Here is a 22,763-nt window from a genome sequence, read left to right as displayed (position 1 = left end):
GTAAGCGGCCATGGGGAATGGCCGCTTAGCATTTATTGAGCTGATGCTTGTATAGAGATCAAAGCTTCACTGGTGGCATCTTGAATCGATAAAAACAGCGAATTGACCACTCCGGTTGGGGTTCGCATGGGATTTAGCGTCACGTTTTGGTACATAAAGTTAGCCTGTTGGGTTACAGGCCGTACGTTACGGCAATGAAAAAGATAAGGACGCTGTTGCCATGTAATGAAGCTGCGACATCCAAGGTCATAAACGGGTTTCGCCTTGAGTTTAAACCATTCGCGAGGGATTTCAGGAAACAGTTCAAACAGCGATTTACCAATGGCATCATGGGCTTGTTTACCACTGTGGTGTGTCATAAACCCGTTCCACACTTGGACATTGTAATCACGATCTATCACGATCAATCCCATATCGACATTCTGCACCATGTCAACCATCCAGTGGAATTGCTCAAACTCCGCAGGTAACGCTAACATCAGAAGTCCTCCATTAAATAGGAAAGTTTGTTATCTAGCAGCGGCAAAGACTCATCCACAAACATAAACAACAAGTCACAACGGATCGAAGTCCCCTCAATGTTATAACTCACTTCAAATGTCATCGTTTTTCTAAACGATCCTGCAGTAGAGTTGATCACCGAATCGATAGAAAGGTGTCGTCCTAACAATACTGGAGAGCTTTGGAAGAAACGTACTTCAGCTTGATGCCCCAAACCGTTCAAAAACGATCCCACTAGAATATTGGAAACATCCATCAACAGTTCTAATTCTTGCAGGTCTTCACTGTCTACAGGCACTTTCATCAATTTTTTGAGATCAGCGACACTCGAATCACTCAGTAAAACGAGTGCTTCACCAGCAATACCTTCACCACTAAAACCCTGACAAACCCCCGAAACTTGACTGTTATCCGCCAGATCGCGTAGTGCCATATGTAACTCACTCACCTCAAATATATTGACATTGGGTAAGGGCAACTCAACAAACACATCGAAGTGACGGGCTAAAGCATCAGCCGCTCGGCCAATGGAAACGTTAGCGACTTCCATATAAATGTCACGACGTTTTAAAATTGGCAGCTCAACCGAAACAGGCGTAACAATACGCGGCTGGGTCGGCGGTTCCACCAACATCTTAAGAACATCATTCAAAACATTCTTATCAATCGGCTTTTGAATGAAAGCTTTCGCGCCCAACGCAAGCACACGTTCTTTCGCTTTAGGCTGGATATCACCAGAAACAACCACAACCGGAGTCGTATGCCCCTTTTTCCCCATTGCCTCTAATGTCTCGAAACCATCGAGCTCAGGCATAGTGAGGTCCAAAAACATGAGCTTAAAGCTTTGATTTTCTAAAATGCTCATCGCATCTAGTCCGTGCACCGCAAACGTGATATCCGCATTAAGCGATGCAGGAAGCGAACGCGCCATTTGTTTGCGCGCGAGTGGAGAGTCATCACAGATGAGAACAGGGAAAGACATGCCACCACCTTGTTTGTTTTTATCAGTTACTAAAGTGTATACCCAAAATTCAAACAACAGCTAGGTAAAAGGTGGTCAGACTGAAAATCAGATTGCAGGCCAGAAGGTTAGCAGTGCAATTCGTAAGATCACCGCAAATAAAATACAGCTGATCCCTAAACGGTACCATTTGAACTCTTCAACAGTCATCGGAATACGTTTATAAAACATCGTAACGACACCTTTCCAATCTTGGCTACGTCGTCCATAACGCATTATCCCCGTCAAAACCAATAAAATGCCACCAACCAGCATCAGTTTTTCTACCCAAAACAGCGCCATATCCATATTCAAGCCCTCCTATTCATTTTTCATAGTGTAAACAGGAGCCTTCTTTTTTTCTGTTGTACAAAAGTCGAACATGCACACTAGGTGATCATCATGGAAGGTAAAATAGAGACGGTGGTTTAGGAATGGCAATAAAAAAGCAGAGCTTAGTGGCTCTAATGCCGTTCACTTAAGGTGAGCGGCATTGTATTTTCTAGGGTATCGGCTTGGCTTCTTCTTCACGACTCTAGGGAAGGCTCTTTCTCGCCTTGGCTCAAGTATTAAGCTTCCACTCATTGCGTAGAAGTTTTGCAGTTGCCTTGGTATTGCTCCTGGTGACGAGTAGGGAAGTCCCACTATTAGGCGCATGATGTGGGCTAAGGCTCCATTGAAGCTCAGTTGGTATGGCAAGTAGTCTCCATTCAACGTATTACACATCTGCACCATTTGATATCTGACTAAGTTGTATGTCAGGAGTATTCCCCAGAGCTCTTGTCTCACCAGCTCTGGGAGTCGGCTTCGCAGTGTAAGACGGTTACCAAGCATGTATTGCTTTTGCTCTCGGTACCCCTGTTCAATTTCCCAACGGTATTCATATAAACCGACTATATCTGATTTCGGATAACGCATCGGGTCAACCATTGAGGTGAGAACATCGTATTGTTTCCCCTCTTTAGCTCTCGTGATTAAACGTACCACTACCTCTTCTTCTAGCTCTGGCCATTTCTTACGCGCTTGCGGGTTACTCTTCAGTTTTATCAGTTTATCTTGTCGGCCAAAAGACTGAACAACTTCATAAATCAGCCCTTTTTTCATGGGGATAAGCCAATGTCGATTGATGCCTTGCGAACACCATGCTTGAAGTAAACCTAGGGAGTAAAAGCCTTTGTCGAAGAGCGTTAAGCTGTTATCGGGGGTTGTGTCGATAAGCTGCTCTGCCAGCTTCATTTCATTAACGGTATAACAGCCAAAAGCGCTGCCTGTGATTAAGTGACTGCTCAGCTCCATCTGACAGACCATACGTACCTGTGGGTACTGTGTTTCTTTACCATCCCGATTAGTGGGCTTAGCAAACGCTTCAGCGTTATCTTTTGAGTCTTCTGTTCGCCATAAAACCCCATCAACACCCAGTAACGTAAGTCCGTTCCAGTTTGGTAAGTTAGCCTGTTTGAACCAATGACGTTGCGTACACTCAAAGAGCGCTTTAGCCGCTGACTCACCAAGGTTTTTTCTTCGCTGTGTTAATGCACTTGGAGCAACGAATGGCTTGCCTGTGCGGTCAACAATATCGAGCATATTTACAATGTCAGCCATGGATTTATCGTTATAGATAGCCATGCCAACCAGTAACCATGCCATCGACTCTAAAGTGAGCTTTCGTTTTCTTAGAGTCACGGTATCCGTAAGCTGATAAGCACTATTGATGAGTTCAATGGGCAGGAGGTCTGCGAGTGTTTCAACGTGATTGGGTTTATAACTGTTGATGATGTCGAGGGCTTGAGAAACGTGCATAAAAAAATCCGATAAACAGGGTCTACCGGATTTTTACATACAGGCAGGATCGTTCAACTGATCTGCCGATTAAAGTCTTAACTGATCGGCATTAGAGCTTAGTGGCTCTGCTTGCATTGAAACTTCGTCTCTCTTTTAGTGAGAGTGGGATTGTGTGTGCGTGGCGATAATTTTCGCTCTGAGTTTCACCGCTAACTCGCGATAACGGAACCAGAAATAGGTCGCGACGATGGAGAAGAAAAGATAGGACAACGCAAATACAAATGGCGATGTCATCAAATCATTTGAAATACCCCACATAACGCCAACCACAGTCACCGTAATTTTGGCAAAAAAGCCACACAACAGTAAAAATACAGCCAGTTGTGGAAATCGAGTGCTGCGGAAAGCCAACCAGTAACAACTTCCAACCGCTAAAGATGCCACACCAAACCCGAGAATAAACGAGTAAAGATGTTCAGCTGACGCAATACCGCCAGACACAGAAAGCATGAGAATTAAAAACAGTTTCATGATGCACCTACCTCAATTTACCTCAAAAAGCATCCATTCATTTTTGAAAACTCATTTTTAGTTAATTTTGAACCTTCAGAAATTTATTTCAAGCTCAAAAAGCATGCAGATTTTGTATCTAAATTTTAATGAAGATCATTGTTAAATAAAGGTTAAAGGCAAACCGCTTGCCAATTAATGCTTAGGATGAGGGAATATAGGACAAAAGCAACAAAAGGAAACATTTTAAACAAATTGCTTACAAATGACTTTTGGTACTTTTTCTCCATTATGAGATGTCAGACCAGCTTTACAGCGCCAGTATTGAAAGCTATATCAACGAATTAGGTTTCTGTTGTGAAGTGAAACAAAGGGGGAGAGTTAAGAGGGATTGTGAGTGCTAAAAATCTAAGTTGAAAATAGAGAGTGTTACCCGAAAACGATCGTATTCATCGTTTTTGGGTAACACTCTTTACCTTTGAACTTCATTTTGCGCGAGTAGCTACCTTTGCCTTTTTTCGCTTTTTCCGTGCGGCAACGAAACAGTGTGCTGGTGACTACCGCTTTAAGCGCATTATCTTGAATGGTACCGCGTCCACATTCGGTATCCATTACCGCTTGAGTAACCGCTTTCACTACCGTTTTTTCTTTCATTGAAATCTCTCCATACAGGTTCATCATCATACAATAGTGTACGGCGATATTTTGTACTTAATTCCATCACAGTCAAACGATAATTTCTCGGAATAAAGAGAAAGCGTAGTTACATAGAAATGGCATTGAGCGCAAAAAAATGGATTATTTTTGTTAACAGGTTTCGACTCTATTCAAGATTCGATTGACAAGCCAATGGTTTACTCTAGACTCGATCGCGGCTAGAAAGAGTTCTTTGTATACACATCGCTTGGTTGGATTATTCGTAACCGTCCGTGTCGTACGCAATAGCAAGCTACTTTTCCACGCTATCCGCGCCGTAATCGGCCTACGTTAAAAATGTTTTTAGGATATTTATTATGTCTACTCCAGTTACTGGTACCGTGAAATGGTTCAACGAAACTAAAGGTTTTGGTTTCATCAAGCAAGAAAACGGTCCTGACGTTTTTGCTCACTTCAGCGCAATCCAAGGTGACGGTTTCCGCACTCTGGCTGAAGGTCAAAAAGTGGAATTCGTGATCACTCAAGGCCAAAAAGGTCCACAAGCTGAAAGCATCAAAGTTCTGTAATAGACTTGCCAAAGATTTTAATAGCCAGCCTAACTAGGCTGGCTATTTTTATTTCTGCTACGCCATAAGCTGAGCATGGGGACCAAACACTTCATAATGAATACGTTCCATATCCACCCCAAGCGTTAATAGCTGCTGAACCACGCTCTGCATGAATCCTATCGGCCCACATAGATAAAAATCACCCTCTTGAATAGGAAGTGAAAGTGGCGCTAACTGCATCTCACCTTGTAAAGCATGCTCTGATGTTTCATCTCGATACCATACCTGTTGTTGCCAACCGTGCTTAACGACTAGATTTGCCGTTTCTTGAGCAAAAGTATGTTCCTTAGCACGGTTACACGCATAAAGATAAGTCACATCCGATTTGTTTTGCTCCGCTAACGTGTGCAAGATGGCTTGCAGTGGCGTAGCGCCTACACCGGCAGAAATCAACACCACAGGACGCTTACGCTCAACGTAGACAAAGTCTCCCGCGGGAGCATAGAGCTTGACACTGTCTCCTACTTCCACTTGGTTGTGTAGATAGTGGGAAACTAGCCCAGGGTTATCACTGCCTACGCCTTCACGCTTAACCGAGATACGGTAAGCTTTGCCATTTGAGCTTTGAGACAATGAGTATTGGCGAATTTCTCGGTAGTCACTGCCTTGCGGAGTGACTTCAATACCAACGTACTGTCCTGGCTGATAATCAAGCACTACCCCACCATCGGCAGGTACCAAAATAAAACTAGTCACGTATTGCGATTCCATTCGCTTCTCTTGCACCGTAAAGGTTCTTGCGCCTTGCCAGCCCCCCAACGCATGTTTGCGTTCCAAGTACAAGACCCCTTCTCGGTCAATAAATACCTGAGCTAAAAAGAAATAAGCCGCTGTCCACGCCTCTTCAACTTGTTCAGTAAATGCTTCAGGGGCTAACTCACGCAATGTTTCAAGCAAATGATGTCCGACGATCTGATAGTGCTCAGGCTGAATATTAAAACTGGTGTGCTTATGAGCAATACGCTCTACCGCACTGGTCAGTGCCGCTAAATTATCAATGTGTTTTGCATAAGCCGCAATTGCTTCAAACAGGGCAACACTTTGTCGTCCTGTTTTCTGGTGAGTCATGTTGAAGATATGTTTCAGTTCCGGATTATGGTTGAACATTCTTTGGTAAAAATGCTGGGTTAACGCAGGGCCGGCAGACTCCAACAAAGGAATGGTACTTTTAATAACGGTGATGTGGTCTTGGGTAAGCATAACTTCTCCTCAATAAAGGCATTAAAACGGTGGCTTGAGCCACTCTCACAAGCTGAATTAAAGAGCAGAATGCATGCCAAACATTAACTATATGAAAAATATAACTAATGTAATTAAACCTATGTCAATTAAACACTTTGATATAAGTCTATTTGACACTAAACTATCAAAAAATCCCAATTCAAAAACGAAGATGCAAGAATTTTCTCTCAGCACATTGCTCGAAATGACCGTTGGCCTTGCCAGCGGAGCCAATAATGAAGAACGTTTCCATCGGTTGCTTGATGCCGTACGCAAAGCCGTCACCTGCGACTGCGTGGTATTGATGTCTCTGCAGCATGACATGCTCACTCCCTTAGCGATGCAAGGGTTAACGCGCGATACCTTAGGCCGTCGATTCATCGTCAGTGAACATCCTAGATTGGCACAAATTTGCAACGCCGCTCTCCCTGTTCGTTTTGCGGCAGACTGCCCGCTTCCTGATCCTTTTGATGGTTTGTTACTGGATAGCGAAGATGATCTCCCTATGCACTCTTGTATGGGCTTACCGCTGCACTTTGGTGAACAACTACTGGGTATTTTGACCTTAGATAGCTTGAAACCCGATGCATTTGATCATCTTTCTCCTCGCAGTTTGGAGATGCTAGCGGCAATTGCTGCCGCCACATTGAAGATGGCACTCACCTTCTCCGAGCTAGAAAACCAAGCGAAACAAACCCAACAACGTTTAGAAGAACTCACTGAGGAAGCATTAAGCCGCAATAACATTGAAATCATTGGTAATAGTGGCCCAATGCTAGCCATGAAAGCCGATATTGATGTCGTCGCACCATCACAGTTCAATATTCTCATCCATGGTGAAACTGGGGTTGGCAAGGAGTTGGTCGCTCGAACCATTCATCACCGCTCTAGCCGTAAACGGCAACCTTTGGTGTACGTTAACTGTGCCGCGATTCCCGAGAATTTGTTGGAAAGCGAGTTGTTTGGACACGTTAAAGGCGCTTTCACGGGAGCCGATCGTGCCAGAATGGGAAAATTTGTCCTCGCCGATGGCGGCACTCTGTTTCTGGATGAAATTGGTGAGCTACCGTTGAGCGCGCAAAGTAAAATTCTGCGAGCCCTACAAAATCATGAAATTCAACCTGTTGGACAAGATCGCGTACAAACAGTTGATGTTCGAATTCTGGCCGCAACCAATCGTGACTTAAAAAAAGAGGTTGAAGCAGGCCGCTTTCGCGCCGACTTGTATCACAGATTGAGCGTCTATCCGGTTCACATTCCACCACTGCGCGAACGCAAAGGGGATATTTCTCTATTAGCGGGCTACTTCGTCGAACAAGCCAGACGCAAGTTGGGCATTGCTCAGTTGAAGCTGCACGCCGAGGCACTAATTCAGCTGATTCAATATCCGTGGCCAGGTAATGTGCGTGAACTGGAACATGTGATCAATCGTGCAGCGCTGAAAGCAAAAGCCCGTCAACGAGGTCGCCCTGTGACAACCTTAAAGGCTGAAGATATTGGAGAGCTACACGGCCCCAAAGCCCCGATGGTGGAAGTTTCGCAAAGCGAAGCTTTTCTCCTTGGTGAGCTGAATCAAGACCGTGGCTTACGGGACGCAACCGATGAATTTCAGCGCCACTTAATCAGTGAAACCTTAACTCAAGCTAACTTTAATTGGGCAGAGGCAGCACGCCGCTTGCAAACCGATCGTGCTAACCTCACTCGGCTAGCGAAACGGCTAGGGCTCAGTGTTTCACGTAGTCATGCCATTGAGCGCTCACATTAACTCACTGGCGTGGGGATCGGGCGTGGAAAAGCGCGTTCGTACTCTTCCATAAAATCTTTACGGATCAACTGCTCCAATTGATTAGCGCGCTCCGTCGGGCAGAAAATCATAATGTGGACGATTTGCTCCCCTGCTGCTGAGCTACTGATTTCAATGTGTGGCTCAGCACTTGGCAAATCGACCCCAGCATGGCGCTCAATCACGGTATTATATCGACGAGCCACCTCCATAAAATGCGCAAAGTGCTCATCAATTTTTTGGTGCAACACCGGAACCAAAGGGAAAAGGTTAACAAACTCTGGCACCACAATATTAAAGTTATGGAACACATAGCGCTTCATAAAGTTAAGATTTTTCACGGGATAAGAGAAAAACATGCTGTTTGGCAAGGTCGCCGTTTTCCCCGTGTAATGGTATTGGCCGTGATGCAAATCAATCTCTTGGATCACGGTTGCCATCAGATTGTGTTCGATCACTTCACCACATAATTTCCCCACTTCAATCCAGTCGCCAATACGAAACGAACGTGAACTCGCGCGCTGAATCGATCCGGTAAAACATAAAATGATCTCTTTAGAAGCGACCACAATCGCGACCGCAATCGCTGTCACTGAAAGGGCAAACTGGCTGATTTCTGATTGCCAAAGGATGAAAAGCGTCAGTAACGTAGCCGCAAACACACCATTTTTAGTGCGCGACATCCATTTACGTTGTTTTTCTGTGATGAGCGCGGCGTCTCCTCGGATATGCTCTAACACAAGGCGGCGTACCGAAATAACACTCAGTAAAATCAATGCACTAAACAGCAGCTTATGTGTGAGCAAAAAATCAATCATTGTGCTCAATTGTTCCATGTTCTTCTCCTACTACGGCTTAACCCGCCGCTTCGTTTGTTATGTGTTGCAAGGCGCGCCAATTTCACCATTGAACACCCTAACATGACAAGCGCAATCCCTAAACTCTTGGCTCTCTTACACAGGAAAACAATCACTACCACTAAAAGCGCGGTTTAGGGAGATAATAAAAAAGCCGCTCAATGAGCGGCTCGTCTTAGCAAGATGGCTTATGGTCGATAATGCAGTGCTGTTTTCTCTGCCAGTTTCACAATCACTTGAACGGCAGCTTCCATTCCCTCGATTGTGATGAACTCATGAATACCGTGGAAATTGTAGCCTCCGGTAAAAATGTTTGGGCAAGGTAATCCCATAAATGACAACCGCGCACCATCCGTACCACCTCGAATTGGCTTAATTTTCGGTTCCACATCACAATCAATCATGGCCTGTTTTGCCAATTCAATGATATGAGGATGAGGCTCCACCATCTCTTTCATGTTGGCATAGCTCTGTTCAAAACTGACTTCGATGCGGCCCTTTTTAAGCTGATGGTTTAACTCATCGATTTTCGCTTGCATCAACGCTTGTCGCGCTTGTAAGCCACTAGCATCAAAATCACGCAGGATGTACTTCAATTCGGATTTTGCTACGCTCATCGTCGCACTCGAAAGATGATAAAACCCTTCATAGCCTTCTGTGTGCTGCGGAGTCTCACTTTCTGGCATCATCAAAATAAACTGCGCAGCGATGTGCATCGCGTTGACCATTTTATCTTTCGCGGTACCCGGATGAACATTCACTCCGTGGCAAGTCACCGTCGCCGTTGCAGCATTGAAGTTTTCATACTCCAACTCTCCGATTGGCCCACCATCAATGGTATACGCCCACTGTGCAGCAAACTTGGCGACATCAAAGTGATTCGCACCGCGACCAATTTCCTCATCCGGAGTAAAAGCAATGGAAATATCGCCATGCGCAATAGAAGGATTCGCGAGCAACATTTCAATTGCAGTGATGATTTCGGCAATACCCGCTTTGTTATCGGCGCCCAGCAAGGTCGTACCATCGGTCGTGATCAGGTTATAGCCATGCAGTAAATGCAGATCGGGATATTGGATCGGCGATAGCACTTCATCCCCTTTCCCGAGGGCAATATCCCCACCTTGGTAATCTTCAACGATTTGCGGTTTCACATTTTTACCGCTTGCATCCGGCGCGGTATCCATATGCGCAATAAAGCCAATCGCGGGTATGGAATAATCCACATTGGATTTGAGTTTGGCCATCACGTAGCCATGCTCGTCCAGTGATACATCACTCAAACCTAGTGCCAACAACTCTTCATACAGCGCTTGTGCAAAGACTTTTTGCCCAGTGGAACTTGGGCAATGATGGTTTTTGGGTTTAGATTGGGTATCAAAAGTGACATAGCGCATAAAGCGCCCAACAAGATTTTTCATATAGCAAACACTCATCATTCAAATACGCAGCGCTGTGTAACAACGCTGAAAGGGTCATAAGCAGTGAATTGCATCCCATACTACGTATTCTTATTAGTGATGAGTTGTTACAAATCAGTTTTTCACCGATTAATCATAATGAGGCGCTATTCCTCACTTAAAAAACGGTCGGCGAGCACAATGCTACGTGTTTTATTCTCTTTTTTAGGCAGCGCACGATGCACAAACGCTCATCACCGCTAAAAGCGTTGGTTTGGAGATGAAAACAAAAAGCCTACCCAGAGGGTAGGCTTAACGTGTGCCAACGCATTCGATTGCAGCTCGCCACAAACTTGATGATAAAGCGCTTAAAGAGCGATAAATAGCCCAGCTAAGCACGCACTCATCAGGTTTGCTAATGTTCCTGCAATGACGGCTTTAATACCAAGATTGGCGACCTCTGAGCGGCGCTGAGGAGCGATCACCCCGATCGAACCAAGTTGAATCGCGATCGAACCAATATTGGCAAAACCGCACAGAGCAAATGTGATGATCACTTGGCTATGTTCAGAAAGCAGTGCTTTATGTTCAACGAAGTCGATGAAAGCAACAAACTCATTCATTACGACTTTTTGACCAATGTATGAACCAGCCGCTAACACTTCATGGCTTGGAATGCCAATCACCCATGCCAGTGGGGCAAATAGGTAACCAAACAGTGCTTGTAGCGTAACGCCACTAAAACCAATCAGGTCACCGAGATTTTCAAGGCCCGTGTTTACCATCGCGATAACACTAACGAAAGCGATCAACATAGTACCGACAGCAACCGCTACTTTCATACCATTCATCGCACCACTGGCGAGAGCGTCAATCAAATTGCTTTCTTGCGCTTTGTCCAATGCCACTTGGCTTTGGTCAATCGGCGTACCACGCTCTGGCACAATAATTTTCGCCATCATCAAACTGCCAGGAGCCGCCATAAAACTGGCTGCAATCAGATATTTCAGCTCAACCCCTAAACCGGCATAACCACCCAATACAGAACCGGCAACCGAGGCCATCCCCCCCGCCATAACCGCAAACAGTTCTGAACGAGTCATATTGGCGAGAAATGGGCGAACCAGCAGTGGCGACTCACCTTGTGATAGGAAGATGTTGCCCGTAGCGACAAGAGATTCCGCTTTGCTCGTTCCTAAAAAACGTTGAATACCACCACCAATCAGGGCAATCACTTTTTGCATCACACCCAGATAGTACAATGCCGAAATCAACGCACTGAAGAAAATGATGATAGGCAGTACACGAACCGCGAAAATAAAACCAGTATCCGCCAAGTCACCAAACAAGAAGCGAATCCCAATATCCGCAAAGCTCAACAAGCCGGAAACACCATTACTTAAACGGCTAAGTGCCGCTTGTCCCCATGGGAAATAAAGCACCAATGCGGCGAAACCGATTTGCAGCAACAAAGCGCGAGAAACCGTTTTCCAATTAATCGCGCTACGGCTTTCAGAAAGCAGATACGCGCATAAGATCAGTACCGAAACACCGATGATTCCAAACAAAATCGCCATAATTTACCTAGAAAAATGTGAGTAAAAACAGGGTATCCCAATGGCTTGGTCACGGTGTAGGCAGAGAGGGCTGCGAAAGGAGAGAATAAAAATTCATTGCTCACTCGCCATCAACGTCAACAGACACAAGTTTAGGAATTAGCTGGTCCTGTCCTTGGGGTCATTCACATTTCCTTGTGACGGCTTGTACTGGCAGAGCAACCGGCTCTTAGCCGGGCGGAAAGTATAACGATAAAAAAATGAGTTTCATCACATTTTTTCACGCAAACGTTTATTTATGACATTTTTCCTTCAGCCCTGTTACCAATGAGGGATTCACAGTGCAGTGACTCTAAATCAACACACTTGCACCATGCGGCCACATATTGAATGGAACGCATATCACAAAGTTGCACTCTTTTATCGATTGGTCACAAAACAATCTGGCATAAGCACAAAAATCGGCCTAGTTTTAACTCAATTTCATGTATCGAATAACCATTACTAACAACGTCAGTGTCAACGCCTCACGCGTTTCTTAGAAACCGTGAGGCTTTTTTTTTCAGCTCCACTTCACTTTTTGCGCATTTTTCACACAACAAAATACAACGCATCGCCCCTAAAGTCGGTCGATAACGTTATGATGAACAGAGCTCATCAATTGGACCCCACACTGGCGAAGGAGAGTACGATGCACAAGTTAACGATTGATCTTGTCTCGGATGTTGTCTGCCCTTGGTGTGTCATTGGCTACTTTAGGTTAAACCAAGCGTTATCTAGGCTACCACACATTGAAGCAACGCTCAGATGGCATCCCTATGAACTGAATCCGAGGCTGGCTGCCGGAGGCGAAAACTTGCGTGAGCATCTTGCGAAAAAATACGGTACGAGTGTCGAAGCAAGTCAACAAGCCAGAAATACCTTAACGGAACTGGGTAAAGAGGTAGGGTTTGAATTCCACTTTTTTGACCAGATGCGAATTTACAATACGCGCAAAGCCCACCAATTGCTCCTATGGGCCAATCAGCAAGACAAACAATTGCCACTAAAACTCGCTCTGTGGCGTGCTTATTTTCAGCAAGGAAAAGCGATTGATGAAGATGAGGTGTTGCTTGAGGTTGCCGAAACGGTCGGTTTAGAGCGTACGGCTTGCCAGCAAATTCTCAATGATGAATCTTGGGCTAAAGCGGTTGCCAATACGGAGCAACAGTGGCTGCAAGCTAGCATTCACGCTGTGCCTACATTAATTATTGAGCAAAAATATTTAATTTCTGGTGCGCAAACCAGCGATATTTTGTTTGATGTACTGCAGCGGCTTACCGCGAAAACGGAACATGGCCATTAGCATATCTGACGGGTTTTAAAGTGGTTGGCTGAACACTACCCCCGCAGAGAGAAGTCGAGCCGCAAAGCGGCTCGATAAATGGAGGGCGGCGAGATGTTAACCAACCTAGTGAATTGGCGTTTCAGCTTTCACGTAGTATTGACCAAAATAGGCTTCAAGCACCTCTGGAGTTAGCTTCCCTTCCGCTTCCAACTGCTTGAGTTTTTCAGCAATCGCTTTTTGCTCTTCCAGACTGGGCAGTTTGGTTTCCGGCTCATCGGCCACCTGCTGAGACATCAACTCCAGTTCTTTTTCGAAATCGTTCATCACTCTTTACCTACTTGGTTTTTACTGGCCGGAAGTGTAACCAACTCCCGGCGAGGTTGCTAGAGTTTAAAGTTACCCACCATTTTGTCTAAACGCCCTGAAAGCTCACGCAAGGATTTACTTGCATCCGCCAACTCTTGCGCCGTGCTGGTAGTGACTTCGTTGATGGCATTGATCTCTTCAATATTTTGGTTGATGGTGTGCACAACTGTCGATTGCTCTTCTGTTGCGGTCGCCACTTGGGTATTACGATCCGAAATGTCGTGAATGCGCTCAGAAATACTCATCAGTACATTCACCGCCTCATCAGAAGAAGCCACTCCTTGATGAGTAATCGCTTTACCGGCATCCATTGCCGATACAGCATTCTTGGCATCTGTTTGCAACTGATTGATCATTTTTTGAATTTCTTCGGTCGATGCGGCAGTACGGCTTGCCAAATTGCGCACTTCATCGGCCACAACCGCAAAACCACGCCCCTGATCCCCAGCGCGCGCAGCTTCAATCGCCGCGTTCAGTGCCAACAAGTTGGTTTGCTCTGAAATGCCTCGAATTGCATCCAAAATTGACCCAATCTCTTGCGTCGTTGAAGCCAACTGCTCCACTACTTTACCGGTGTTTTCAATATCCACGGCTAGGCGGCTGATCGCATCTTTCGCCTTATTCACCACATTACGCCCTTGATCCGCATTACCGGATGCTTGATTGGCGGTTTCTGCCGCGGTCGCCGCATTAGAAGCAATTTCACTGATGGTCGCGCCCATTTGGTTAATCGCCGTCACCACTTGAATGGTCTGATCACGCTGCTGCTGGCTATTATCATGGGTGACTAACGCTTTACGCGATACACCTTCCGCGGCCACTTGCAGCTCGCGACTGGTTTGTGCCACATCTTTAATCGATTGATGGATCTTTTCAATAAAACCATTGAAGCCCTTTGAAAGCTGAGCAATTTCATCATTGCCTTTTACTTCTATGCGTTGTGATAAATCTCCATCACCTTTCCCTAAATCGGTAAAGCGTTTGGCAATTTGGTTAATCGGGGTTGCGATGCTGTTGGCAAGAAAGATCCCCATCACAATGAAAATCCCCGCCACCACGAGAGTGGTCAGCATCATACGCTGCGCAACCGCATCCAGTTCCGCAAAAACCTCATGCACAGGTACAGTACCAACTAAGAACCAATCCATACTCTCAATGTAGAGGCTCGCAACCATCACCTCTTCACCTTGATATTCAGCAGAGATCAAATTAAATCCATTTTTGTTGAGTAGCGCACTTGCCTCAGAACCATAGATTTTCTGCAAGTTGGATTTAACCTGCTCTTTTTGGCGATGAATTTGTACATCACCTTGCGCATTGGTTAAAAACACAAAGCCCGTATCCTCAATTTTAAAGCTGTTCAGTAATCGCACCATATCATCCATGGATTTCGACATACCCGACATGGTGTCGCCATTCACCAATTGGTAATTGGCAAACATTTTTACTTCCCCATTCGCTTCTTGAAACATGCTCACCATGGTCGGTTTACCTGAGTGGGTAAAGCCAAAAAACCAACCATCTTGCTGCTGATTCAGTTGTCGCAAAAAGCCATTTTGGTTCCAGTAGTAGGCCGTTTTGCGGTTTGCCACGGAAGCATCATTCAGTTTGTATTGATCCCGCAAATTATTCAGTTGCTTAATCAATAAAGCCTCAGTTGCGGGATCTCTTTCTGTACTTGCAATAGCTTGCTGGACAAACTCGTTACTGGCAATTTGCTGTGCCGACGCCAACAGTTGAATAACCTGATGGTCAATATCCGTTTTAATTAAATTCAAAATATTGGGCAGTTCCAAATCGATCAAACGATGTTCTTGAACTTCTCGTGCCTGACGCTGTGCCATTACCCCAACAATCAGGGTCGATGCCAACACGGCAAAAGTAACGCCTAACACAACCTTTTGTTTGATACTCATTTGATGCAGTTTAAACATACTCTCCGCCTAATTATGGCTATCATCGAAACCTATCTATTATCGACTTAAGATCACGCGACTTAAGAAAATTCTTACAAAATCTCACGCCAAACCAATCGCAGATCACACTTTAATGCAAATTGCATAAGCGACACTTATAAATCACTACTTAAATACTGATAACAGAGAGAAAACGTGCACGTTTTCCCGCTCACCGTCGCTATATGGCTCCATCAGCATAGATCAACAATCCGCTTCCAGTAGGCCAAGATCATGAACCGCGAATCGTGGCGTTGTTAAAGCCCGATCGACACCACCGACCGCCGAACGGATAAAAATCAACCATCCAAACTCGACGTAGGCGTTTTTTATGGAACTTTCTGCGAAATACGTAACACTAACCGCAGAGATATCAAGGAGTGGAAGAATTCATGTCGTTTCAACCTTTTCAAACGTTGCAGCACTATTTGAATCAACAAGTGATCGGTCAAACCGATTTCATTAACCAGCTGCTCATCGCCCTACTTGCTGATGGACACATTCTGGTTGAAGGCCCTCCGGGGCTGGCGAAAACACGAGCGGTTAAATCACTTGCCGAATGTATTGAAGGCGATTTCCACCGCATTCAATTTACGCCAGATTTGCTGCCGGCCGATCTTACCGGTACCGATGTGTTCCGTCCGGAAACCGGTGAATTTGTATTTCAATCCGGCCCGATTTTTAACTCGTTGGTGCTCGCGGATGAAATTAACCGCGCCCCAGCCAAAGTGCAGGCCGCCATGTTAGAAGCCATGGCAGAAAAACAGATCTCAGTGGGGCGAAAAACCTACCGCTTACCAGAGCTCTTTCTCGTAATGGCGACACAAAACCCTATTGAGCAAGAGGGAACCTACCCTCTCCCTGAAGCGCAACTCGACCGATTTTTGCTGCATTTAGAGGTGAGTTACCCAAATGCACAAGATGAGTTAGCCATTTTGCGCCTCAATCGCGGTGAAGCGAAAGGAGAGCAAACGCTAGATAAGCCGTTGATCACTCAACAACAAGTCTTTAGGGCTCGCCAAGAAGTGCTTAATGTGCACATGGCAGAATCAATCGAAAGCTATCTTGTACGCTTAATTATGGCCACCCGTCAGCCAGCCAATTACGACCAGAAGCTGGCACAATGGCTTGCGATGGGAGTAAGCCCACGAGCAACCATTGCATTGGATCGTTGTGCGCGAGCCCACGCTTGGTTACACGGCCGAGACTTTGTTACGCCCGAGGATGTGCAAGTGATGGCATTTTCGGTGTTGCGCCACCGGCTGCTACTGAGTTATCAGGCACAAGCGGAAGGAGTACATCCGAATCAAGTCATCAACCATCTGTTGGCTTTAGTTGGCAGTGCGTAGCTTATGACCATGCCCCATTCGCTGCCCTTGCATGCTAACGGCGTCACTCTGTGTCTTGAAGAGTTGCTTGCCTATGAACAGCAAGCCGTGCATTTTTTGCCCCCTGCACGCCAAGTATGGTCGCAACGCATCGGCCAGCATCAAAGCCGCCGTCTAGGACGAGGAATGGATTTCTCAGAAGTGCGCCAGTACCAAGCGGGGGATGATATTCGCTCAATTGACTGGCGAGTTACCGCGAGAACGGGTAAGCCACACACTAAGTTGTTCAGTGAAGAGCGAGAAAAAGTTGTCGTACTTTATATCGATCTAAGCCAGTCGATGCAATTTGGTTCCAGTTTACTGCTCAAAGCAGTTCAGGCGGCACATTTAGCCAGCTTGCTCAGTTGGCTTGCCGTGAAGCAACAAGACCGAGTCGGCGCTGTGATTGATTTAGGGCATCGTCTGGTTGAGATAAAACCGAACAGCCGCCAACGTGGAGTCTTGCCTATTTTAGCGGCCTGCATTGAAGCACAACATAAGCCGTATTCAGAACACACACCAAGAAATCTGGCATTGCATGATGTATTGAGCACTCTCAATCGATTATGCCCCAAAGGCAGTGAAGTGGTGTTGATCAGCGATTTTGTTGATTTAGATGTACAGCAGCATGCACTTTCCCTACGTCAGTTGTGTCGGCACAACCGCGTACGCATGGTGCAAATTTACGATCCATTAGAGCAAGGAGACACCTCATTTCGTGGTATTGAGCAAGTACAAAATAACCAAGAGACGCGCTGGCTCAACTTTTCGATAAATAGTACGCGTGCAGGTATCAAAAAAGCCTTTGAAACTCAAAAAGAAAAACTAAAATCACTCTGTCTATTATTGGAAATGGACTACCGCTCAGTTTCAAGCGGGATACCTTTGCTGCAACAATTATCGGACCATAAGAAATGAAGGAATCGTCAATCACATCACTGGATCTCAACGCCCTGCATTTGCCAGAGCTCCCGAGCTGGTTTCCATTAGCTTGGGGATGGTGGGCAAGCGTAGGTGGTATTCTCATCGTGATGCTCATCATCGGATTGGCCGTGCGTTGGCGTCGCCGTCGTCTCGCCCCTAAAAAATCCGCGTTACGTCTTCTGAGCTTAACGGTAAGCCCACAAACGCCCTCTTCAGCCATTGAGTTGGTTCGTCAGGCTGCACTGTGCTATTACCCTCGCGAAGAGATTGCGCATTTAACCGGTAAAGATTGGTACGCCTTTTTAGACGCCCAAGTCGGACACCCACTTTTCGTACCAAATGAAACCCTGTGGCAGCAAGCGTTATACCAAAAACAGAAAGTGAACAATGCCGATGAGCTGGTTCACCACTGTTATCATTGGGTAGAAAGCGCCTTGCCGCCGAGAAAGCGGAGAAAATCAGGCATTGGCAAGTTTTGAGTTTATTTGGTGGTGGGCATTTTTATTGCTCCCACTGCCTTGGCTTATCTATTTTTTTGCACCAGCCATTCAATCTCGGGCAGCCATTAAGCTGCCCTATCTTCCTGATACATCTGGTATCCAAGCTCGTTCTTGGCTTCCTCGTATACTCGCCGTCGGATTGTGGATTCTGTTGCTTAGCGCAGCAGCAAGGCCAGTTTGGTATGGAGAACCAGTAAGCACCAGCACTTCACATCGTGATCTGATGTTAGTGGTTGATCTTTCCTATTCAATGAGTCAGGAAGACATGCAATCCGGTCAACAGATGGTCGACCGCCTCACAGCGGTAAAACAAGTGTTGTCTGAGTTTATTGCCAAACGTGAAGGAGACCGTATTGGGCTTATTCTGTTTGCCGACCATGCTTATTTACAAACACCACTCACGTTGGACAGAGAGACCGTCACTCAACAGCTCAACCAAGCGGTTTTAAAACTCATTGGTACCCAAACTGCAATTGGTGAAGGCATTGGGCTAGCAACCAAGATTTTTATCGACAGTGACGCACCACAACGAGTAATGATTCTGCTCAGTGACGGTAGCAATACTGCTGGAGTTCTCGACCCACTCGAAGCGGCGAATATTGCCAAGCAATACCACTCTACAATTTATACCGTTGGAGTGGGAGCCGGTGAAATGGTAGTCAAAGATTTTCTGTTTAGCCGCAAGGTCAATACAGCGCAAGATCTGGATGAAAAGACTCTGCAAACCATCGCCTCAACCACCGGGGGGCAGTATTTCCGTGCACGCAACCAGCAAGACTTACAAAATATATATGACACCATTAACCAACTTGAACCCATTAACCAAACCAACCAATTTTGGCGACCACAAACCGAGTGGTTTTTCTACCCATTGAGTGTGGCATTACTGCTTTCTGTCATTCTGGTTATTGTGAGGAGATAACATGCCACTAACTTTCCTCTATCCATACTGGTTATGGTTACTGATCCCTTCACTAGGTTTCGCATTTTGGCTGAGAGCACGTAAAAACCAGCGGGGCTTAATTGCTCCTCATCTTGCTCACGTTATGGGGATTGGTGTGCCTCAAGGCCACTACCTCAGTGGATTACTGGGAGTCGGATGGATGATCGCGGTGCTTGCACTCGCAGGGCCAAGTTGGCAATCGGCTGAGCGACCCAGTGTGCAAAATAGCGCTGCGCGAGTATTAATTATGGATATGTCACAATCCATGTACGCCACTGATTTAGCGCCAAATCGACTAACTCAAGCTCGTTATAAAGCGTTGGATCTGCTGAAAGGCTGGCATGAGGGTAGTACAGGATTGGTCGCTTACGCTGCCGATGCTTATGTGGTGAGCCCTCTGACTCGTGACAGCGCAACACTGGGCAATTTGATCCCCTCGTTATCTCCCGAGATCATGCCCTATCAAGGGGCGAATGCGGCAAATGCAGTGGGTTTAGCCATTTCCATGCTGCAACAAGCGGGCCATCAAAAAGGTGATTTGATTCTGCTGACTGACGATATTCGTACCGCTGAACGAGAGAAAATCACTCAACAGTTAGAAAATAGCTCATGGCGTCTGATTTTACTTGCCATCGGGACATCAAATGGTGCTCCGATTACCTTGAGTGATGGCAGCTTACTCAAGAGTCCTCAAGGTCAGACGGTGATCGCCAAAACGTCCTTTGAACCAATGCAGCAACTCACGCACAGCGTGCAAGGGGTATTCACCGCCTATCGCGCCGATGGCGCAGATGTTGAGCAGATTTTACACCTCACACAACAGCAAACCGATATCGCCAACCAAACCTCGCGTAAAGTCGTTACTGAACGAGTCAACAACGGTTATTGGCTAGTTCTGCCTTTAGTTATCGCCGCTTTAGCTATATTTCGCCGTGGCGTGATTTTTACCTTGCTGCTGATTGTCGGTACTCACTTTCCTGTCCAAGAGGCTTCGGCATCCCCATGGCTAAATCAGGATCAGCAAGCAATGCGCGCGTTCGAAGCCAAACAATATTCGCAAGCGGCTGAAACATTTCGAGACCCGAAATGGCAAGGTGCAGCGCGCTACTATGCAAAAGATTATCCCGGTGCCATTGAAGCGTATTCGCGTATTGAGAACCCTGATTTAGAAACACAATACAACTTGGCGAACGCTTACGCACAAGCGGGAAATTTCCCTAAAGCGCGCGAATTGTATGAGCAGGTGCTCAAACAACAACCAAACCATCAAGATGCTCAGCACAATCTGCAAGTTGTTAACGCCGCAGAGCAGCAACAGCAACAGCAACAGCAACAGCAACAGCAACAGCAACAGCAACAGCAACAGCAACAGCAACAGCAACAGCAACAGCAACAGCAGGATTCATCATCGGGAGCCTCCAGTCAAGAGCAGCAAGAATCCCCATCGGAGACAACTAAGGCACCCGCTACGGATCCTCAAACAAAACGACCGTCGGATCTCGATCGATCTCAGAATCCACAAAATAATGCGCAACCCGAGGCGAGTGAAAAAGAGCAGGCTCAGCCGACATCAGCTAACTCTCCCCGTACTGAACAAGCGTCGGAGAAAAATGAACAACCAAATCAGCAGCAAAACCGCTCTGAGCAAGTCAATAAACAAGACGATGAACAGCATAATGCTCAGCAATCCGAGTCTGTAACATCTTCGGCGGATCCCAACCTCGACCCGCAGCTACGCAAATTAGAGCAAGTCGAGAATGCGCGCGATCCGAGCGCTTTATTACGTGCGCAACTGTTTTTACAAGCCCAACGTAAACCTCAACCAATGGAAACCGACCAGCCATGGTAAAGAAGCTCTCTGTTTATCACTCCGCACTTTTCTGGCTCACGCTCGCGGTTAGCCTATTCGGGCTACCAGCCCATGCTGCCGATTTAGTGGCCAGTGTCAGTAAAAATAAAGTAGTTAAGAATGAAGTGATTCAGCTCAGGATCATCAGCAGTGACAAAGCCTCTGCCGATGCACTCGATTTTTCTCAACTGGAGCCGGATTTTTTCGTTGGTCAACCGAGTTTTGCCTCTTCAACCAATATCATAAATGGCAACTACTCCCAGCGTAGCGAATGGACAGTGGCGATTGCCGCTCAAAAAACCGGCATCATTACTATTCCCCGCTTTCAGTTGGGTAATGCCCAAACCACACCTATCGCCATTCAGGTCACAGAAGATCAGCATCAACCAGCACAACAAGAGTTGGCAGAAGTGCGTAGCCGTTTAGAGCGCACGCAACTATATCCGGGTGAAAGTACCTTGTTTCATGCTCAGTTGATAATTAAAGAAGATGTGCGCCGGCTACGTGACCCAAACATTACGCCGCCGAAAGTCGATGGAATGCAGATCGAGTCCGCCAGTGAACCCAAACAATACCCTAGCGTGCTCGATGGCGTGGAAGTGACCATCGTTGAACAATCTTTTCGCATTACAGCACAACAGGCGGGTAGCTTTAATCTCAGTGAGCCAATCTTAAAAGCAAGCCTGCTCTACGGTAACCAATACAGTGGTGGTACACGTTTAATCCCACTGCTCACTCAACCCAAAACGTATGCGATCACCGTGCTCAAAAAACCCGCAAATTATCAAGGCTTCTGGCTACCGACAGCCAAATTACACCTTAGTCAAAACTGGTCTGATGGTCAGAAAACACTAAGTTCACCTGAGCAATACGAAACACAGGTCGGCCATGCCATCACGCGAGAATTGCGTTTACAAGTGAGTGGCCTCACTCAGCAACAACTGCCTAATTTCAGTATTGAATACCCCGAATCCGTTAGCGTGTATGCGGAAAAGCCCCAGTTCAGCACACTCGACAACGGAGAGACTCTGATGACGCTTAAGCAGGTGCTGATCCCTCGTCAAGCGGGAGATATTTCCTTGCCCGAAGTCAGACTCCATTGGTGGAACACGCAGAAACAAACAGCACAAATGAGCCAAATTTCAGGTTTAGTTCTACACGTCAAGCCCAGTGAAGAAGCCGCGTTACCCACCGTGCCAGCGCTCTCAACGACAACACCGAACAACCCACCAATTAGTGATGCAGGTTATTGGCCATACCTGACCTTACTCTTTGCACTACTGTGGTTAGCCACTAGCCTATTCGCTTGGTGGCAATGGCAACATACAAAACGTTCACAACAGATAAGCTCCAACCGTTCTGAGCTATCATCTGCGTATCAAACACTCCTTCAGGCGATTGAGCAGCAAGATCTTCTAGCAATCAGCCAAGCAATACGTACATGGCAAAGCGAAATCATCTTAGATCAAGATGAGCAGCAAGCGCTGACGGCATTGCTTTATCCTTTACAACAAGCCTGTTATTCAGAGCAACCACAAACTCCAGATTTCAGTGAATTAAAGCGCTGGGTTATGGTCAAACAGAAGCAACAACGTAAAAGCACTCGCCGACAAGAGACAGAATTACCTCAGTTATGACACTGCTGCAATTTCGTGTT

Annotated in this window: 21 protein-coding genes; 9 read left to right on the top strand and 12 right to left on the bottom strand. The window is 46.2% G+C overall.

Annotated features, from left to right (window positions below):
- Positions 1-32 precede the first annotated feature (32 nt).
- From MKA69_RS14740 to MKA69_RS14715, 6 genes are all read right to left on the bottom strand, one after another.
- Entirely contained in the window at positions 33-479 is a 447-nt protein-coding gene (locus tag MKA69_RS14740; RefSeq protein WP_000880545.1) for a PAS domain-containing protein, read from the bottom strand.
- Positions 479-1,483, bottom strand: a complete 1,005-nt coding sequence (locus tag MKA69_RS14735) for a response regulator (RefSeq protein WP_000009682.1) — start codon at positions 1,481-1,483, stop codon at positions 479-481. Before MKA69_RS14735 ends, MKA69_RS14740 begins: the two co-directional genes overlap by 1 nt.
- Before the next feature lie 87 nt (positions 1,484-1,570).
- A complete protein-coding gene (locus MKA69_RS14730; protein ID WP_055029385.1) occupies positions 1,571-1,810 on the bottom strand; it encodes a hypothetical protein in 240 nt (79 codons plus the stop codon).
- 165 nt (positions 1,811-1,975) lie between these two features.
- Complete coding sequence (locus MKA69_RS14725; protein WP_305847582.1) at positions 1,976-3,301, bottom strand: IS4 family transposase; 1,326 nt, start codon at positions 3,299-3,301, stop codon at positions 1,976-1,978.
- A 135-nt stretch (positions 3,302-3,436) separates the two neighbouring features.
- Positions 3,437-3,814, bottom strand: coding sequence for a hypothetical protein (locus MKA69_RS14720; protein WP_000765286.1), 378 nt, complete (start codon positions 3,812-3,814; stop codon positions 3,437-3,439).
- A gap of 408 nt (positions 3,815-4,222) precedes the next feature.
- Positions 4,223-4,447, bottom strand: coding sequence for an alternative ribosome-rescue factor A (locus tag MKA69_RS14715; RefSeq protein ID WP_000660858.1), 225 nt, complete (start codon positions 4,445-4,447; stop codon positions 4,223-4,225).
- Between the two features lie 359 nt (positions 4,448-4,806).
- Between MKA69_RS14715 and MKA69_RS14710 the strand changes: the two genes are divergently transcribed.
- Positions 4,807-5,016, top strand: a complete 210-nt coding sequence (locus MKA69_RS14710; RefSeq protein ID WP_000106983.1) for a cold-shock protein — start codon at positions 4,807-4,809, stop codon at positions 5,014-5,016.
- A 57-nt stretch (positions 5,017-5,073) separates the two neighbouring features.
- Here the strand turns inward: MKA69_RS14710 and hmpA are convergent, their stop codons facing one another.
- The gene (hmpA, locus tag MKA69_RS14705; protein ID WP_305848378.1) at positions 5,074-6,258 is read right to left on the bottom strand and encodes an NO-inducible flavohemoprotein; all 1,185 of its coding nucleotides are present in this window, start codon (positions 6,256-6,258) and stop codon (positions 5,074-5,076) included.
- Between the two features lie 193 nt (positions 6,259-6,451).
- Between hmpA and norR the strand changes: the two genes are divergently transcribed.
- Positions 6,452-8,044, top strand: coding sequence for a nitric oxide reductase transcriptional regulator NorR (norR, locus tag MKA69_RS14700; protein WP_305848377.1), 1,593 nt, complete (start codon positions 6,452-6,454; stop codon positions 8,042-8,044).
- On the opposite strand, the gene MKA69_RS14695 is transcribed toward norR, so the two are convergent.
- The 3 genes from MKA69_RS14695 to MKA69_RS14685 all read right to left on the bottom strand — a co-directional run bounded on the left by MKA69_RS14695 (position 8,041) and on the right by MKA69_RS14685 (position 11,896).
- A complete protein-coding gene (locus MKA69_RS14695) occupies positions 8,041-8,898 on the bottom strand; it encodes a mechanosensitive ion channel family protein (protein ID WP_055029382.1) in 858 nt (285 codons plus the stop codon). The two genes, norR and MKA69_RS14695, sit on opposite strands and share 4 nt — an antisense overlap.
- A gap of 209 nt (positions 8,899-9,107) precedes the next feature.
- Positions 9,108-10,340 (bottom strand): peptidase T, encoded by a 1,233-nt coding sequence (gene pepT, locus MKA69_RS14690; protein WP_305848376.1) that lies wholly within the window; start codon positions 10,338-10,340, stop codon positions 9,108-9,110.
- A 347-nt stretch (positions 10,341-10,687) separates the two neighbouring features.
- Complete coding sequence (locus MKA69_RS14685) at positions 10,688-11,896, bottom strand: NupC/NupG family nucleoside CNT transporter (RefSeq protein ID WP_055029381.1); 1,209 nt, start codon at positions 11,894-11,896, stop codon at positions 10,688-10,690.
- Between the two features lie 670 nt (positions 11,897-12,566).
- Between MKA69_RS14685 and MKA69_RS14680 the strand changes: the two genes are divergently transcribed.
- On the top strand, positions 12,567-13,220 hold the full coding sequence (locus MKA69_RS14680) for a DsbA family oxidoreductase (protein WP_000549398.1): 654 nt from the start codon (positions 12,567-12,569) through the stop codon (positions 13,218-13,220).
- Positions 13,221-13,325: 105 nt separating this feature from the next.
- Here the strand turns inward: MKA69_RS14680 and MKA69_RS14675 are convergent, their stop codons facing one another.
- Positions 13,326-13,526, bottom strand: a complete 201-nt coding sequence (locus MKA69_RS14675; RefSeq protein WP_000997592.1) for a chromosome segregation ATPase — start codon at positions 13,524-13,526, stop codon at positions 13,326-13,328.
- A 59-nt stretch (positions 13,527-13,585) separates the two neighbouring features.
- The gene (locus MKA69_RS14670; protein WP_000475375.1) at positions 13,586-15,502 is read right to left on the bottom strand and encodes a methyl-accepting chemotaxis protein; all 1,917 of its coding nucleotides are present in this window, start codon (positions 15,500-15,502) and stop codon (positions 13,586-13,588) included.
- A 413-nt stretch (positions 15,503-15,915) separates the two neighbouring features.
- Between MKA69_RS14670 and MKA69_RS14665 the strand changes: the two genes are divergently transcribed.
- Genes MKA69_RS14665 through MKA69_RS14640 form a run of 6 tightly spaced genes read left to right on the top strand, consistent with a single transcriptional unit; the run spans position 15,916 to position 22,743 of the window.
- Positions 15,916-16,872 carry a MoxR family ATPase gene (locus MKA69_RS14665; RefSeq protein WP_000009894.1) on the top strand — a complete coding sequence of 319 codons (957 nt, stop codon included), beginning with the start codon at positions 15,916-15,918 and terminating at the stop codon, positions 16,870-16,872.
- 3 nt (positions 16,873-16,875) lie between these two features.
- Positions 16,876-17,808 (top strand): DUF58 domain-containing protein, encoded by a 933-nt coding sequence (locus tag MKA69_RS14660; protein WP_055029378.1) that lies wholly within the window; start codon positions 16,876-16,878, stop codon positions 17,806-17,808.
- Complete coding sequence (locus MKA69_RS14655) at positions 17,805-18,293, top strand: DUF4381 domain-containing protein (RefSeq protein ID WP_000665189.1); 489 nt, start codon at positions 17,805-17,807, stop codon at positions 18,291-18,293. The genes MKA69_RS14660 and MKA69_RS14655 overlap by 4 nt, the downstream gene beginning before the upstream one ends.
- Complete coding sequence (locus MKA69_RS14650; protein WP_055027892.1) at positions 18,280-19,236, top strand: VWA domain-containing protein; 957 nt, start codon at positions 18,280-18,282, stop codon at positions 19,234-19,236. The genes MKA69_RS14655 and MKA69_RS14650 overlap by 14 nt, the downstream gene beginning before the upstream one ends.
- Before the next feature lies 1 nt (position 19,237).
- The gene (locus tag MKA69_RS14645; protein ID WP_305848375.1) at positions 19,238-21,106 is read left to right on the top strand and encodes a VWA domain-containing protein; all 1,869 of its coding nucleotides are present in this window, start codon (positions 19,238-19,240) and stop codon (positions 21,104-21,106) included.
- Positions 21,100-22,743, top strand: coding sequence for a BatD family protein (locus MKA69_RS14640; protein WP_305848374.1), 1,644 nt, complete (start codon positions 21,100-21,102; stop codon positions 22,741-22,743). Before MKA69_RS14645 ends, MKA69_RS14640 begins: the two co-directional genes overlap by 7 nt.
- Positions 22,744-22,763 lie beyond the last annotated feature (20 nt).

The sequence above is a fragment of the Vibrio sp. AH4 genome (genome assembly GCF_030710545.1).
Classification (GTDB): Bacteria; Pseudomonadota; Gammaproteobacteria; order Enterobacterales; family Vibrionaceae; genus Vibrio; species Vibrio metoecus.
This window is presented reverse-complemented; position numbering and strand designations above follow the sequence as displayed.

Bases quoted from the DNA above. Each gene is read 5' to 3' on its own strand.
- MKA69_RS14735 (WP_000009682.1), bottom strand. From the start codon at position 1,483: ATGTCTTTCCCTGTTCTCATCTGTGATGACTCTCCACTCGCGCGCAAA.
- hmpA (WP_305848378.1), bottom strand. From the start codon at position 6,258: ATGCTTACCCAAGACCACATCACCGTTATTAAAAGTACCATTCCTTTG.
- MKA69_RS14725 (WP_305847582.1), bottom strand. From the start codon at position 3,301: ATGCACGTTTCTCAAGCCCTCGACATCATCAACAGTTATAAACCCAAT.
- MKA69_RS14730 (WP_055029385.1), bottom strand. From the start codon at position 1,810: ATGGATATGGCGCTGTTTTGGGTAGAAAAACTGATGCTGGTTGGTGGC.
- MKA69_RS14720 (WP_000765286.1), bottom strand. From the start codon at position 3,814: ATGAAACTGTTTTTAATTCTCATGCTTTCTGTGTCTGGCGGTATTGCG.
- MKA69_RS14665 (WP_000009894.1), top strand. From the start codon at position 15,916: ATGTCGTTTCAACCTTTTCAAACGTTGCAGCACTATTTGAATCAACAA.
- MKA69_RS14695 (WP_055029382.1), bottom strand. From the start codon at position 8,898: ATGGAACAATTGAGCACAATGATTGATTTTTTGCTCACACATAAGCTG.
- MKA69_RS14640 (WP_305848374.1), top strand. From the start codon at position 21,100: ATGGTAAAGAAGCTCTCTGTTTATCACTCCGCACTTTTCTGGCTCACG.
- MKA69_RS14675 (WP_000997592.1), bottom strand. From the start codon at position 13,526: ATGAACGATTTCGAAAAAGAACTGGAGTTGATGTCTCAGCAGGTGGCC.
- MKA69_RS14655 (WP_000665189.1), top strand. From the start codon at position 17,805: ATGAAGGAATCGTCAATCACATCACTGGATCTCAACGCCCTGCATTTG.
- norR (WP_305848377.1), top strand. From the start codon at position 6,452: ATGCAAGAATTTTCTCTCAGCACATTGCTCGAAATGACCGTTGGCCTT.
- MKA69_RS14740 (WP_000880545.1), bottom strand. From the start codon at position 479: ATGTTAGCGTTACCTGCGGAGTTTGAGCAATTCCACTGGATGGTTGAC.
- MKA69_RS14685 (WP_055029381.1), bottom strand. From the start codon at position 11,896: ATGGCGATTTTGTTTGGAATCATCGGTGTTTCGGTACTGATCTTATGC.
- pepT (WP_305848376.1), bottom strand. From the start codon at position 10,340: ATGAAAAATCTTGTTGGGCGCTTTATGCGCTATGTCACTTTTGATACC.
- MKA69_RS14680 (WP_000549398.1), top strand. From the start codon at position 12,567: ATGCACAAGTTAACGATTGATCTTGTCTCGGATGTTGTCTGCCCTTGG.
- MKA69_RS14660 (WP_055029378.1), top strand. From the start codon at position 16,876: ATGACCATGCCCCATTCGCTGCCCTTGCATGCTAACGGCGTCACTCTG.
- MKA69_RS14670 (WP_000475375.1), bottom strand. From the start codon at position 15,502: ATGTTTAAACTGCATCAAATGAGTATCAAACAAAAGGTTGTGTTAGGC.
- MKA69_RS14715 (WP_000660858.1), bottom strand. From the start codon at position 4,447: ATGAAAGAAAAAACGGTAGTGAAAGCGGTTACTCAAGCGGTAATGGAT.
- MKA69_RS14710 (WP_000106983.1), top strand. From the start codon at position 4,807: ATGTCTACTCCAGTTACTGGTACCGTGAAATGGTTCAACGAAACTAAA.
- MKA69_RS14645 (WP_305848375.1), top strand. From the start codon at position 19,238: ATGCCACTAACTTTCCTCTATCCATACTGGTTATGGTTACTGATCCCT.